20 protein-coding genes and 1 pseudogene are annotated in these 13,445 nt (G+C 45.2%); 18 read left to right on the top strand and 3 right to left on the bottom strand.

Annotated elements, in window-relative coordinates:
- Positions 1–4 precede the first annotated feature (4 nt).
- From FFR00_RS09665 to FFR00_RS09655, 3 genes are read left to right on the top strand one after another with little or no spacing between them, the layout of a single operon-like run.
- On the top strand, positions 5–1,594 hold the full coding sequence (locus tag FFR00_RS09665; RefSeq protein WP_137673192.1) for a response regulator: 1,590 nt from the start codon (positions 5–7) through the stop codon (positions 1,592–1,594).
- Positions 1,595–1,621: 27 nt separating this feature from the next.
- Complete coding sequence (locus FFR00_RS09660; RefSeq protein ID WP_137673191.1) at positions 1,622–2,173, top strand: YSC84-related protein; 552 nt, start codon at positions 1,622–1,624, stop codon at positions 2,171–2,173.
- Positions 2,174–2,232: 59 nt separating this feature from the next.
- Positions 2,233–3,837 carry a VCBS repeat-containing protein gene (locus FFR00_RS09655; protein ID WP_137673190.1) on the top strand — a complete coding sequence of 535 codons (1,605 nt, stop codon included), beginning with the start codon at positions 2,233–2,235 and terminating at the stop codon, positions 3,835–3,837.
- 44 nt (positions 3,838–3,881) lie between these two features.
- Here FFR00_RS09655 and FFR00_RS09650 read toward each other — a convergent pair whose 3' ends face one another.
- On the bottom strand, positions 3,882–4,238 hold the full coding sequence (locus FFR00_RS09650; protein ID WP_137673189.1) for a YibL family ribosome-associated protein: 357 nt from the start codon (positions 4,236–4,238) through the stop codon (positions 3,882–3,884).
- 212 nt (positions 4,239–4,450) lie between these two features.
- Here FFR00_RS09650 and FFR00_RS09645 point away from each other — a divergent pair.
- Positions 4,451–5,739: pseudogene (locus FFR00_RS09645) on the top strand (tyrosine-type recombinase/integrase).
- 189 nt (positions 5,740–5,928) lie between these two features.
- Here FFR00_RS09645 and FFR00_RS21645 read toward each other — a convergent pair.
- Positions 5,929–6,072, bottom strand: a complete 144-nt coding sequence (locus FFR00_RS21645; RefSeq protein WP_154675875.1) for a hypothetical protein — start codon at positions 6,070–6,072, stop codon at positions 5,929–5,931.
- A gap of 155 nt (positions 6,073–6,227) precedes the next feature.
- Positions 6,228–6,485 (bottom strand): helix-turn-helix domain-containing protein, encoded by a 258-nt coding sequence (locus tag FFR00_RS09640; protein WP_137673188.1) that lies wholly within the window; start codon positions 6,483–6,485, stop codon positions 6,228–6,230.
- Positions 6,486–6,682: 197 nt separating this feature from the next.
- Between FFR00_RS09640 and FFR00_RS09635 the strand changes: the two genes are divergently transcribed.
- The 14 genes from FFR00_RS09635 to FFR00_RS09570 all read left to right on the top strand — a co-directional run bounded on the left by FFR00_RS09635 (position 6,683) and on the right by FFR00_RS09570 (position 13,445).
- Positions 6,683–6,916 (top strand): hypothetical protein, encoded by a 234-nt coding sequence (locus FFR00_RS09635; RefSeq protein WP_137673187.1) that lies wholly within the window; start codon positions 6,683–6,685, stop codon positions 6,914–6,916.
- Complete coding sequence (locus FFR00_RS09630; RefSeq protein ID WP_137673186.1) at positions 6,916–7,107, top strand: hypothetical protein; 192 nt, start codon at positions 6,916–6,918, stop codon at positions 7,105–7,107. Before FFR00_RS09635 ends, FFR00_RS09630 begins: the two co-directional genes overlap by 1 nt.
- 66 nt (positions 7,108–7,173) lie before the next feature.
- Positions 7,174–7,503 (top strand): hypothetical protein, encoded by a 330-nt coding sequence (locus tag FFR00_RS09625; RefSeq protein ID WP_137673185.1) that lies wholly within the window; start codon positions 7,174–7,176, stop codon positions 7,501–7,503.
- Positions 7,454–9,217: a hypothetical protein gene (locus FFR00_RS09620; RefSeq protein ID WP_137673184.1), complete on the top strand. Its 1,764-nt coding sequence runs from the start codon at positions 7,454–7,456 to the stop codon at positions 9,215–9,217. The genes FFR00_RS09625 and FFR00_RS09620 overlap by 50 nt, the downstream gene beginning before the upstream one ends.
- The gene (locus FFR00_RS09615) at positions 9,214–9,504 is read left to right on the top strand and encodes a hypothetical protein (protein ID WP_137673183.1); all 291 of its coding nucleotides are present in this window, start codon (positions 9,214–9,216) and stop codon (positions 9,502–9,504) included. Before FFR00_RS09620 ends, FFR00_RS09615 begins: the two co-directional genes overlap by 4 nt.
- 8 nt (positions 9,505–9,512) lie before the next feature.
- Positions 9,513–9,803, top strand: coding sequence for a hypothetical protein (locus tag FFR00_RS09610; protein WP_137673182.1), 291 nt, complete (start codon positions 9,513–9,515; stop codon positions 9,801–9,803).
- Entirely contained in the window at positions 9,800–10,318 is a 519-nt protein-coding gene (locus FFR00_RS09605; RefSeq protein WP_137673181.1) for a hypothetical protein, read from the top strand. The genes FFR00_RS09610 and FFR00_RS09605 overlap by 4 nt, the downstream gene beginning before the upstream one ends.
- Positions 10,308–11,021, top strand: a complete 714-nt coding sequence (locus FFR00_RS09600) for a hypothetical protein (protein ID WP_137673180.1) — start codon at positions 10,308–10,310, stop codon at positions 11,019–11,021. Before FFR00_RS09605 ends, FFR00_RS09600 begins: the two co-directional genes overlap by 11 nt.
- A gap of 350 nt (positions 11,022–11,371) precedes the next feature.
- Positions 11,372–12,223, top strand: a complete 852-nt coding sequence (locus FFR00_RS09595) for a major capsid protein P2 (protein WP_137673179.1) — start codon at positions 11,372–11,374, stop codon at positions 12,221–12,223.
- A gap of 16 nt (positions 12,224–12,239) precedes the next feature.
- Positions 12,240–12,512, top strand: a complete 273-nt coding sequence (locus FFR00_RS09590) for a hypothetical protein (protein ID WP_137673178.1) — start codon at positions 12,240–12,242, stop codon at positions 12,510–12,512.
- Entirely contained in the window at positions 12,513–12,692 is a 180-nt protein-coding gene (locus tag FFR00_RS09585; RefSeq protein WP_137673177.1) for a hypothetical protein, read from the top strand.
- The gene (locus FFR00_RS09580) at positions 12,677–12,886 is read left to right on the top strand and encodes a hypothetical protein (RefSeq protein WP_137673176.1); all 210 of its coding nucleotides are present in this window, start codon (positions 12,677–12,679) and stop codon (positions 12,884–12,886) included. Before FFR00_RS09585 ends, FFR00_RS09580 begins: the two co-directional genes overlap by 16 nt.
- Positions 12,887–12,888: 2 nt before the next feature.
- Entirely contained in the window at positions 12,889–13,086 is a 198-nt protein-coding gene (locus tag FFR00_RS09575; protein WP_137673175.1) for a hypothetical protein, read from the top strand.
- A complete protein-coding gene (locus FFR00_RS09570; RefSeq protein WP_137673174.1) occupies positions 13,068–13,445 on the top strand; it encodes a hypothetical protein in 378 nt (125 codons plus the stop codon). The genes FFR00_RS09575 and FFR00_RS09570 overlap by 19 nt, the downstream gene beginning before the upstream one ends.

The following is a 13,445-nucleotide window of genomic DNA, read 5'->3' as shown; positions in this document are numbered from 1 at the left end:
TCGAATGAATCTTAGTAAGCTTACCGTTCTTATTGTCGACGACATGGCGCCAATGAGAAAAATTACCCAAGAACAATTAAGACGCTTTGGTGTTGGTAACATTGTTCAAGCCGAAAATGGTGCGCAGGCACTTAGCGTACTAAAAAAACGCCATGTAGACATTATATTGTCTGATTGGAATATGCCGGTGATGAGCGGCATAGAGTTTTTGAAAGAGGTACGAAACTCAGAAACCTGGCGCCACATTCCTTTTATTATGATTACTGCAGAAGCAGAGCGTGACAGAGTTTCTGAGGCAATATCTGGCGGCGTTACCGATCTCATTATCAAGCCATTTACTACCTCTACTTTGCAGGGCAGAGTGAAACAAGCAGCACAGGGTGATGTAAGAAACCGGGCTCAATATTTCTCTACAGAAGAAATAGAAGAAATAATCAGTGACGAACTTGAGGATAAAGACGCTTATCAAGCTCCACCAGTAAAATCGCAACAACACTCGATTTTAGTGGTAGACGACACGCCAGAAAACTTAACCTTGCTTGGCGGACTATTACGTAGCGATTACCGTGTATTGCTTACCAAAGAAGGGCAAAAAGCACTCGACATATGCCATTCAGACACGCCTCCAGATTTAGTGCTTTTAGACGTAATGATGCCAGGAATGGATGGTTATGAAGTATTGCAAAAACTGCGAGAACACCCTAGTTCTCAGCACATTCCGGTCATATTTGTTACTGCGTTAACCGAAGTACGCGATCAAACCAAGGGTTTATCTATCGGTGCGGTAGATTACATCACTAAACCCATACAGCCTGATTTACTTAAACTTAGGGTTAGAAATTTATTGCGCTATGTTGATTTACACAAACATTTGCAATCCGATTTAGACAACCTACTAGAGAAAGAGATCTTAAAAAACAGCGTCGACCAGTTGCTAAGGCATGACTTAAAAGGCCCAATAGCAGGGATTGTGGCCTTAGCAGAGCAGATAAAAGAAGACAGAACCCTTTCTAGCTCTGCATCAGAGCACGCAAGTGTGATAGATGAGTTGTCGATGCAGTTACTTAACATGATTAACTTATCTACAGAGCTATACAAAATAGAGCAAGGGCGTTTCAAATTACAAGCTAAGGCTTTTTCAATTCATCTTATGCTCAAAAAAATGCTCTCTGTTGTAAAGAATACCTTCAACACTAAACAACTCACCATGTACTTAGAACCTGAAGAAGAAGATCCAGGTAATGAAGCATTGGTTTATGGCGATGAATCTTTAAGCTACTCGTTATTTTTTAACTTGCTAAAAAACGCCTGTGAAGCCGCACCAGATAGAACCCGAGTATCAGTTCGTATTAGCACTTCAGCAGATAAAATCGCAGTGACTACCGAAAATATCGGTGCCGTCCCACAGAGTATACGAGAGAATTTTTGGGAAAAGTATGTCACGTCTGGTAAGCAATCAGGCACCGGGCTCGGCACTTACTCAGTGAGTTTATTAACGCACGCCCAAAATGGTGAAGTAAATATGAAAGTCAGTGACGCAGAAAATACGACTACTATTACTGTATCACTGCCACTGGCCGAAACTAAAAACTAACCCTATTTACCGTTAAAGGATAACCGAATGAAAAATTTAGTTAGTTACCTATGCGCTTCTCTATTACTTGTGAGTAACTTTGTGTTAGCCGACGTTGCCGAAGACCGCGCTGAGTACGATAAATCAGCCAACGAAACCATCGCAAAATTTAAACAAGAAAAGCCCGACATCTCCTCAAAAATGTCTGCCGGGGTGGGTTATGCGGTATTTAGTAACGTTGGAGTAAATCTGTTTGTTATTTCAGCCGGCGGCGGCACTGGTATAGCTGTAGACAATGCATCAGGCAAAAAGACTTACATGAAAATGGGTGAAGCGGGGGTAGGGTTTGGCTTGGGAGTGAAAGACTTCCGCGCATTGATGATCTTTAAAACCAGAGAGTCATTCGACAAATTCGTAGAAAGTGGCTGGTTGTTCGGTGCTCAAGCAGATGCAGCAGCAACAGCGGGCGATAAAGGCGGCTCTGCAGAAGTAGAAGGAGCCATTGGTGACGTGCAAATTTATCAACTAACAGAAGCAGGCTTATCACTAGAAGCAACCATTAAGGGAACCAAGTTCTGGCAAGATGGTGATCTTAACTAGTTAGTTTTCACTTTATTAAAGCCAGCTAAAAGCTGGCTTTTTGTTTGTAAGGGCTCTTTATGCTACCGCTTAAATCACTTTCAAAAAGAAGTTTTACCTCAGCACTTTTATTTGCTTGCTGGCTCCCTCAAACCGGTTATTCCTTAACCTTTAAACAAGTAGCGACGAATGCAGACAGTATTATCTCTTCGTGGCATGACCAGGAGTTAAAGCGGCAAGGTGGAAAATTCGGCTCTCATGGATGGTGGCCCTGGGGAGTAGGTGGCTTTGATTATGATAACGACGGCGATATAGATATCTATTTGTCTCACCACGGCCAGCCCGGTGGGAAATTGTTAGTTAATCAACTTATCCCTAAAGGCACATTAGAATTTATAGCTCCAGATAATCAGTTACCCGGAGCAGATGACAGGCCTTGGTTTTTTGATTTTGATGGTGATGGTTGGTTAGACATTGCAGCATTTTCCGATGAAAAAAAGAATCCTTATGTCATAAATAAAGCAACCGAGTTAACGACCGGTTCTGAAAAACAAACATTCTCTCCAGTATCTTATGCAAAAACGGTAAGTGATTTAAATGGCGATGGTTATCTAGACCTCGATGCCGGCAGTAAAGGGGCTTTTTTCTATCACGCCGCCAAGCAACAGTTTATTCGCGACAAAACGTTTCGCTCTAACGCCAATCATTTACTGCCGGAAAAGTTCCAACACATAGAGGAAGAGTTTAGAGCGAACAATAAAGCCAATCGTTTTTTTCGCACTAAAGTGTCCCAACATTTTTTGAATAGGTCGCCGCAGCCTGCGCCCATGTTAGCGCCACTAGATTTAAACAATGATTCACTCGCCGACATTATTGTTGCTGGGCACGGCGGATATGGTGGCGAACACCTTGGTTGGTATTTTTTGGCCAATCAACAAAATGGTTTTCAGTTAGCTAACGACATTCTCAAGTTGCCCGTTAAAGCGACGCCCATTTTTGTCGGCGACTTAAATGGTGATCAACGCCAAGACATTATTACCACTGGTAAAGGCGAAGGTGATATTTACCTTGCCAGCAAGCACGGGTTTGCACGGCAAAAATCGGCACTGCGAGAAATGTTAAATGCAGGTGCACCTTATCTAGTGAGAATCTTTGCAGTCGATTTTGATAACGACCTTGATCTAGATTTAGTGGTGTCTAATCCACGTAAAAAATACGGTAAGGTGTTGGAAAATAATGGTAAAGGGCAATTTAAAGAAGTGTTGTCATTTAAGGGCTGGGATTCAAACCCCATATTTATCGCAGATATAAACAACGACTTACGCCAAGATTTAATAATAGGCGGTGCGAGTAACAAACAATTGCAGGTTTTTCTGAACACGGGTGAAGCACAGCAAAATACTGTGTATTTATACCCAAGATACAAAAGCCCAAACCCTTATGCGGTAGACGCTATATTAACGCTCTTTAATGGAGACGAGGTTATAGAGCAGCAGCGTGCCAGGTGGGATGGTTTACCAACTGTGTTTTCCCTCGGAGCGTTAACCAAAGCAAGCGTTGAAGTTAAATTTCCCGACGGGAGCATGCTGCGCTATCAAGATATAGTTGCTAATCAAAGTTACAGTTTAATGGTAGGTGGGGAGAAGTACTTAGGCTTTGTGCCTGCCCATTTAATCGCGGATTAATGCGGTAAAGAGTAGGGCAAAGCGGTGAGGCTTTGCCCTAATAACTAGAATTCTTTTGTAGCGTAACCTGTCACTTCTTTTATGCCCATCTCTCTGCCTAGCGCAGTCATAGGGTGTACAACGACTAAACCTTTAACTGATTTTTTTAGCTTACCCATGTCTGCTTGTTCTTGCTTAGTGAGAACGCGGCTAAAGGGGAGGGATTTCACATCACCGCCTTGCTGGCTTAACTGCTTAGTTTGCTGAGCTTTAACGCTTTTAAGCTTTTTAGTCAGTATCTCAACCGTTTTATTAAATTGGCTAATCATTGCTGTATCACCACGATCGTGGGCTGCATTTAGTTTTCTTTTGGCAGTTTCCAGCTTATTGTGAACCGTTTGAAGTTCGTTTTTCAAATTCATCAGTCGTCCTATTGCTCCAAGTGGAACAAGCGTAAATAAAGTGCCTAATTAGGCTAATCGGCGATTATACCAGTTATTATAGATGGGGATGACTTAAGTTTGCTTTATATTTCTATGCCTAATTTGTTGTCTAATTGCCGATAATGCTATTTATCGGCAATTGCTTTTTAAGCTATAATAATTCTACAAATCAACGTGTTATAGAACTTTGAATGTTTGAACTACCGCCAGCGATCCCTTTATTTGATTCCTTACAATACCTTGAAGATGGTAACAGTACAGTTAACCAACATTTAGCTAGCATTACCATCAACCAAGTAGCTGATGCTGGATATGTGTATGAGTTTGCTGTTGAATGGTTGTTAGAACAACGGTTTAGCGAAAATAACTACAAAACCTACAGAAGTGAGTTAACCACGTTTTTGCATTGGGCGTACTGCGTAGAACAAATATCCGTAGGCGATATTACTCGTCGTGTTCTAAACCGTTACCTCGATTACTGCGCCAATCCTCCAACACCTTTGATTGCCTACAGAAATGTCGCGCAATTTATTACCCATAAACAATTAGAAGAACGTATTCCTAATGTGCTTTGGCGGCCATTTTTGGGTAAAAAACGCGATGGTGTTGAGCAAGCTTATCAAATCAGTGACAAAGCACTTAAGACCAAGTTGGCTATCTTATCGTCCTTTTTTTTTACTTAATTAATGAAGAATACACTGAACGAAACCCGGCAATGATGTTAATGAAAAGTGGTCGCTTTAAAGTCGGCAGCCAGCACACCGTGAGCGGCGAAGATTACGAGGATATTAAAGCGTTTAGTGATCTGCAGTGGTCTTATGTCATGGCTGCAGCTCAACAACTAGCAAATGACGAACCGAGCGAAAATGAGCGCATTTTGTTTCTCGTTAGCCTTATGTATGGCTGTTATTTACGTATATCTGAAGTCGCTGCACGACCAGGTTTTTCCCCAATAATGGGACAGTTTAAACGAGATGCTAAAACCTCCGTTTGGGGTTTTCACATACCGCGCAGTAAAGGTGGAAAAAAACGGAGTGTGGCTGTTTCGAAAGAATTATTGTCAGCCTTACAACGTTACCGTACATATTTAGGTTTAAAGCCATTACCAGCGCCTAACGAAAACACGCCATTGTTTATTCGACACCGAGCAGCAGGCCGAGGCCGCGACACGGGCTTACTCAATGCCAACCTTGGTATAAGACAACTGAGGGAGCAAATCTACATTGTAATTGAACAAGCCGCTCAGCACGCCGAAGCAGACGGCTTTGACCAAGACGCAAACGAAATGCGCCAGCTAACACCGCACAGCATTAGACACACCGGAATTTCTCACGACATCAATTTAGTAGGCCGGCCATTATCTCATGTGCAAGCAGATGCAGGACACGACAGTATCGATACCACATCTCAATATTTGCATACCTCTAGAGTTGAGCGGCATCAGTCAGCCGAGAACAAGCCTTTAGACCACCTAAGTTAAGGTTTTATTTAAACCGGTAATTACAGGCAAACTTCTGTGGATTGCTAAAAACCCACTCATAAGGCGCATAATGTATATTAGTTATAATAATATAAATGTGCGCCTAGGCCTTACCACGTAAGGGGTAGGGAGTTCTCGAATTCTTTCGCATCACGCAAAAGAAAATTTATAAAGTGTAGTTCAAAAACATCACTTTTCTATCTTAGCAATAATCCGTTCTAAGCTAGCTTTTTCCAACTCATCTTTGGCCTTTTCTAACAGCAAACACACGTGTACAAAGTCAACATCCATATCTAAAAGCTCAGCAACCCTAAGTCCTGTCTTTGAAGACATAGATACTCCCTTATGCCAACTATTTACGGCCGTAGGTGTTATACCTAGATGTTTAGCAGCTTTATAGTTGCTTGGTAGGTTATAACGGGCTTTAAGACCATTCAAAAGGTCTAAGGTTGTAATCATTTAGTGCCATTTGGAGTTAGAATTTAAGCCTAAGCAACAAGCTTTTTCAAAATGCTTTTTGTTCGCTCGTTCTTTGCTTTTTCAAGCAATATAGACAGCACAACTAGCTCTGCATCCATTTCTAAATCATCAGCAATTTTAAAAGCCATTTCCTCAGACATAGAAGTGCCATTTCTAAGCTTAGATACTGCTTGCTGCGTTATACCTAGATATTTCGCTAGTTTATAGTCGCTAGATATATCACGGCGGGCTTTGAGCCCATCCAAAAGTTCAAGTGTAGTAATCATTTTTTACCCCCTGAGTACAGTGTAGTACTGTTTATTTGTACAAACAACGCACACTGGGTAGGTTGTGTAACACCACAAAGGTTGTGTAGTCTGTAGGGGTTGTTAGTCGCCCCGCATCCTGCACCCCCTAGTTCAAGCGGCGGGGCGGCGTCTGACTTAGTCAGAACAACCAGACAACCTAACGACCTGGAGTAATCATGATGAATACACCGCTACACGAAATAACAATCCCTTTAAGCTCAGTGCGTGTTGCTGAATCAATTATGCACAATGCAAAAATGGGCTTTAGTTCTCGCCTTAATAGTGCCAAATCTTACTACGACATTGGATTGAGAGCCGCAGCAGCCAGTTGTATAAACCAAGCTGGTGAATACCGCAGAATTTACGCAGCAGCAAAAAGCGCTCGCGAATTGTTACGCGGGGTAAGCTAATGGATCTCCAAGTTGAAAAACCTATCCCAGCCAATGACCCTAATTGGCAAGGCTTAACGCCTTACGAAGCTGCTAAACGTTTAACTCAAACTCAGCGTGAAAAAGGTACTCGATGTTGTTTCGCACTGCGCCAAATCTTAGCCGGTGAGCGTGAAGCACCTGACTACCACAAAACAGTGTTGGGGGCTTGAGAATGAAAGTTATTGATAAATCTAGTAACATTCACTCAGGTAATCAAAAATACTTTTGGGGTCAGGATGTTAACAAAACGACAGCAAAGCACTGCACTGAAGAAAATGCTTGCAGAAAGAAACTTGAAAATACTATTCAAAAGCTCGGGCTGGCCTCCCGAATTAGTCGTTTTTCAACGCCTCTTAGCAAAAGAGATCCCTCATGCTTCAATGGGGGTAGCACTAAATGATAGAGACAATATCATCTTCTTCGCTGCATTCTATCAATCTGGCGATAACCAATACGACTTCATGGAGTGCACCCCAGAAGAAACCAACCTACATGTTTATAGGTTAGGGGTGGATAATGAATTCAAATACATCAGCAGTAAAACCGGTGGTCCGCCAGCGTTTTGACCAAATACAATTCAATGATTCCATCATTGATGATGCAGTAAGCCGGTTATGTCCGGCTTTTTTTAGTTCTGAAATTCCTGTTAATCAAAATTTCACGCCCTTAAATCATTTTCCTGTATCTGATTTGGGCGAGCATGAGCGCAAGCTCAGAAAGGGCATTCAATTGACTAGCCCCGCAGGGCTGGCGAAGCCAGAAGCAATAGCCTTGTCCAGAGGTGCAAAAGTCGGACAACGCTCCGCGACTGCCTCTGATAGTGCTAAAGCTCGCTTTTATTTCGACTCTCACAAGCTGCGCGAGCTGCATAAGTTAGAAACCCATGCCGACAATCGCCAGCTACAGCAAACGGTGTTAGCCCCGTTTGCTGCGACCCACAATGAGATAAACCCAAGCCGCGTATGCCGTAAAACCGGTGAAGTGTACGCAACGCATAACCCAATCGCCCGAATTTATAAGCGCGATTGGGCAAATCAATACCGCGTAAGGGTTGAAGCAAGTGTTAGTAACAGCGAGCCGCCAAGTGCAAACCAAGGCGAGCGCATTACCAGTGAATTAAACAGTCGCGCCGCGAGCAAAATCATGGACAGTGGCGCGTATGTGCAAGTCGCCAAAGGCGGGTTTACTACGTTTTTAACTCTGACTTTTGATACTGCAGCACGAGCGCGCATTGTTTCTGGTGAAAGTACCATTGGCGCAGAGGTTAGCCGCTTCTTTTCAGCCGCTAAAAAAATGTATCAGCGTGGCTGGGTATGTGATGAAAAGATAGTGGAAACACGCAACGGCATTGATTGCATTGGCGCTAGTGCAGTACCCGAAGAAACCCAAGGCGAGGGCGAGTTTGATTATATTTGGTGCGCGGAAATGCCCGACAACCAAGACGGTGAGCCGAACCCGCATTGCCATGTGTTGTTGCGCTGGTCTGTGCCGCGTGTGTTCTTTGATGAATGGGCGAAGCGCTTAGAAAAATTGTGGGGCTTAGGCTTTGCCAAGCTTGAGCGCATACGCAATGCCAATGCAGCCAGCGGCTATCTACTTAAAGCGCTGGGTTATGTAGCCAAAGGCAGTAAGAGCGACCAAGGCGAAATACGCGGTAACCGCTACAACATCAGCAAAGGGGCTCGCGCACCGGCTTGGGAATGTATCGCCTCTTATGAAGCCGACAACATGACCGCGATTATCAACGAGCTTAAAGACCGTTGGAATTATGAGAACCGTTGGCGCTTTGCACAAATCAAAGCCAAGAAAGACGAAGCCAGCCAAGCGCAAAAAGCTTATGACAAAATCAAGTTTGCCAAAAAGCCCAAGCTACGCAGCCAAGCCGACAAACTACGCAGCAAAATAGACAAACTCAGCCGCGATATAAGCGGCGTTTATCAGACCATCAAAGCCAAAGGCGCAAGGGCTAGCGATTATCACATCACTATCACCGGCAAAGAAAGGCTCGACAAGTTTCTAAGCTGGGCGAGCGGTTCGCGTGGCTGGAATCCCCAAGAGCTAGATGCCATGGACAGCGGCGAGCTTGGTCATTACCGAAAGCCCCTCCAGGTTAATCAAAGTAAACGCATTTCTACCATCATTAGCACCCGTAAAGCTTGGCGCAATGCGGCCAAATGGTCGGGGCTTTTATGGTTTCTCGATACCCACGAAAAAGTAAAACAAGACGTAGCCAGCTTAAGTGATTGGCTTGAATACCAACAAATGGAGTTACCCGCATGATGAATACTGAGCGCTTAAACGCGTTAATAGCCAAGAAAGAAGTAGTAAAAAAGCAGCTTGAGTCCGAATTGGGCGAGCTAAAGCCGGTGCTAGCAAAAATTGCAGCCAATCCAATGAGCGCATTGAGCTTATTAAGTGGTGGCGCGGAAACCTTAGCGCCAGCGGCCAAGAATGCCATGGCAATGTTAGAAACCTTAGACGACATCACCCACGAAATGGGCGAGCTAATTGCTGACTTAGACGAGCGTGTAACTGTGCTTGAACAAAAATATGAAGTAGCCGCTTAAGGAATCCTATGGCCGAGCAAATCGCAACGGTGCCTTGTCCTGAAACGGGCGAAGATGCGCACCTTATGAAAGATAAGCGGGGTAAATATTACCTCAATACGCCGGTCGGTGTGCTGAAATACCAGAGCGCGCGCGGCCAAGCCATTCTCATTGAAAAGTATGCTCACCTCATTTCGGGCGAAGCCAGCAACAGCAGTGCTGCGCCCGAAACAACGAGCGACACAATACCCGACCATGAAACCGAAAAACCAACCAAAGCCAAAAAGGTCTTTTCCCTGTTTCGGAGTAAAACCCAATGAACCAAGTAGATGTAAGCAAAGAAACGATTGCGCAGGACTGGCGGCGCATCGAAATCGAACATGATTTAGTACCTAAACCAGCGGAGCCAGCAAAAGAAGCGCCTGCACCATCAAATTCAGCTAATGATGATAACTACAGCTCGGATTTGGGGCGCGCGCCTATTCCTCTAACGTATGAGCAGAAAGTTAACGGCGCTAAGACTGCGATTAAAGCCGGTTTGAGTTTGGCTATTTCGGGTGTGTTGCGCACCGAAATCGACCAAGAACATTACGAAAAAGTCAGTCAGTCTTACGCCGAACTTATTGTGGATTACTTCCCTGAGTTTGGACTGCTCGGGTTCATGGACAAATACAAGAAAGAGCTAGCTGCAGTATGGGCGACAGTCGGAATTGTTTCAGCGGTAGCGCAAGCTCGCTCGAACAAGAAGCTAAAAGAACTCGAAGCCAAAGCCGCCTTTAACAAAGGTGAAGCGGCCAACGATGATAATGCAGAGGTAAAACACCATGCGGCATGATGGAAAAATGATTCTATTTATCGGCGTTTCTCGCTCTGGTAAATCCGTACCGGTAAAGCGCATCGTTGAAAAACAAAAGCGGGTATTGGCCTTTGACCCCAAAGGCGAGTACGTGGCGCAAATGGGCTTTAAGGGCTTTACCGATAAGGGCGAATTTCTGAAAGCAGTTCGCAACTGCAGCGGCGCGGGTAAGTTTGCGTTAATTGCCAGTGACCCGAAAAGCTTTCAGTTTTTCTGTGATGTGGCGTTTAACTGGAATCGCCAAGCGCCCGCCGCGATTGTCTGTGAAGAGTTGGCCGCTGTGACTAACAGCAGCAAAGCCGCCGGTGCGTGGGGTAGATTGATTAACCAAGGTTTGGCTTATCAACCGTTGATTATTGGCACTGTACAGCGCGGCCAAGAAGTCGATAAAACCCTGATGAATAACGCCAGCTTCGTACATGTATGTCGCCACAATACCGATGATGATGCGGCCTACATTGCCAGCAAGTTAGGTATACCGGTCACCGAAATCCCGCGCGAACCGTTGCAGTTTTTCCAGTGGACTAGTGATAAGGGCATTGTTTGCCGTGGCGTGATTGATTTCAAAGGTGCCAGTGGCAAAAACTGGAAAGAGGGATCCCCTCGCTTCCGTGCCAAAGGCAAAGCTAAGTTACTCACCCTGACCGATAGCGGCGAGTTTCAAGGCGTTATTTACCGCTAGTTTCCGAAAAGTTGGAGGCGTTTTCCGAAAAGTGCTTGCGCCGGTTCCAAAAACGCTTGTTAGGGTGCAGGCCTCTTAAGCGTTTTTTTAACTTTAACTAGGAAACAAGCCGATGGATTTAATCAGCATGTTAATCGTGTTTGGTATCGCGTTAGCGGCGGCCTTTGCTGCTATCTACGCCAACAACCACATTGAATTTGTAAACGATTTACTTAAGGGCTAATGCCATGAGTAAAAAACATACCGAAATTTTAATCATTTCTCTAATTGTCGCGTTGATTGTGTCGGTCGCTGTTACTTATGCGTCTAACAACATTCGCTCAGTTAGACGCATCATAGGATAACTAGAAATGAGCCAAGTCTTAGCCGCCATGCGCGGAATTTTTAACCCAAAAAGCCGAGCCTTAGACCCGTTTAACGGTGTTCACTATGGCAGCAAGGCCAGTATGCAGTTAATCAATGGACCCACTTACCAAGAGATTGAAATCACTTGTTCTGCCGTTGATAAAATTCGCCGTGTGAGCATGACGCTTAACGGTGAAGAATTTATTGCCATTTCACCTGCGCAGCTAAAAGCACTCGACCAACAAAAGAAAATCTTTGTCGACCCGAGTAACAAGCGCGTGATTATCCGCTTTGCTGATTTCACGCTGCGTACTCGCGCCGGTGTTCGCTCTTGTGAGTTCGTGACCAAGCCGACCGATTTGATTTTCATCTACGTTGAATTTGATTCCTTCGTTGATGGTGATCCCGTATTGGAGCTAAGCGCTCGCGCGAAAGTGACTGCGCCCCAAGCGCAGCGTTACTTTTTACCGCGCCTTGTTACCGATACGTGGAATCACAACACCGGTGGCATGTTGCCGCACCAATACAAGCAGCGCAGCCCTTACCGGTTCTTGCGCCGTATGTTGCTCAGTAGCCCAACCAACGATATTCAAAAAATCGAAATTTGGCGCGACGATAAAATTGAGCATGAAGTAACAGCCGAAGATAACGCCTTTGATTTGGCGGTACATAACCGCGAAGCCGTAGCCGGGTATTTTGTGTTGGATTACTTGATGTATGGCTTTGGTGAAGATGGCAAGTTTCCAACGGCCGCCTCAAAGTCGCTTGAATTTAAAGTGACTAAAGCGACTGCCGAGCCAATTACCGTGTTGTATGACTTGGTTGATGTTGTCGCCATGCCACCAAAAGCGGCTTAAGCCCTAGGGGTTAATTATGTATCAAGCGTTAATTGACCCCGCCGCTGAGGACAGCGGCGAGGCGGGTTTTTGGGATGTACTCAACACAGCGGTCAATGTGGCCGGTGGTGTTTTGGGCGGTGCAGGTAATCTGCAAGACCACCGCCAAAGCGCAGCTCCCGCACAAGAAACCAACGGCACACCGTTACCGGCTAGCAATACGAATCCGTTTAACAATCAATATGTCATGTGGGGAGCGTTGGCCTTGTTCGCGCTCATTATCTTGATGGTATTGATTAAGGTGTTTTAGATGCCATTACCGCTCATTCCTTTAGTGGTTATTGCCGGTTCAAGTGCGGTCGGTTTACTGACCGGCTTGTTTGCCGGTGATGCCTTAGACAATGCGCGCAAAGCGATGGTAGATATCGCCGTTATTTTGGTGATTTGCTTAATCGTGTTCGTGATGCTGCGTAAGTGGGGTTACTTGTGATTGGTTTAGGCATGTTGGCTAACAGCGGCACCATGAGTTTTGCCGGTGGTAAAGCCAGTTCAACCAATGGTGACCAAACCAACGGCGGATTAAAAACCGGCGGTATCAACATGGGTGGTGGCGGCAGTTTTCCGTTTCACTTGGTATTGATTGCGGTGTTAGCCGTGGTCGTTGTTATCAAACTTAAGGGCTAACCATGATTGGAATAGACAGTTTAACTAACAGCGGTCAAATGGGCTTTCAAGGTGGCGGCTCGGATGCGACCAACGGTGACCAAACCAACGGCGGTTTATATACCGGCGGTATTGATATGGGAGCCGGTAAATCTGGCCTCTATCAAAACGCCTTACTTGTGGTGGTTGTTTTGGCGGTGTTATGGCTATTACTCGGCTAGTGCCTGCGGTGTGGGACGGCGGTTTTCATCAGGTCATAGAGCCTGCACTTGGCAGCGATTACGCCGCCATTCGTGAAAGCGTCATAAACAAGCAATCGCAATGTTGGTGGTATGGCGAAGTCGCCGTGATTACCCGCGTAGAAATACTGCCCGCCGGTAAGCAATTAGTCGTTGTTTCCTTAGCGGGCATTGATGCCGGCCAGTGTATGCAAGCGCTACACAATGCGGCCAAAGATACCGATTGTGAAAGTATTCGCGTACACAGCAAGCGCCTCGGCATGTTGCGGTTTTTACACAAAAGCGGTTTTGCTTTCAAAGAGCAAGAGCGCATTTACACATTAGATTTAAGGGGCGAATAG

This window comes from Agarivorans sp. Toyoura001 (genome assembly GCF_005405585.1).
Lineage (GTDB): Bacteria > Pseudomonadota > Gammaproteobacteria > Enterobacterales > Celerinatantimonadaceae > Agarivorans.
This window is presented reverse-complemented; position numbering and strand designations above follow the sequence as displayed.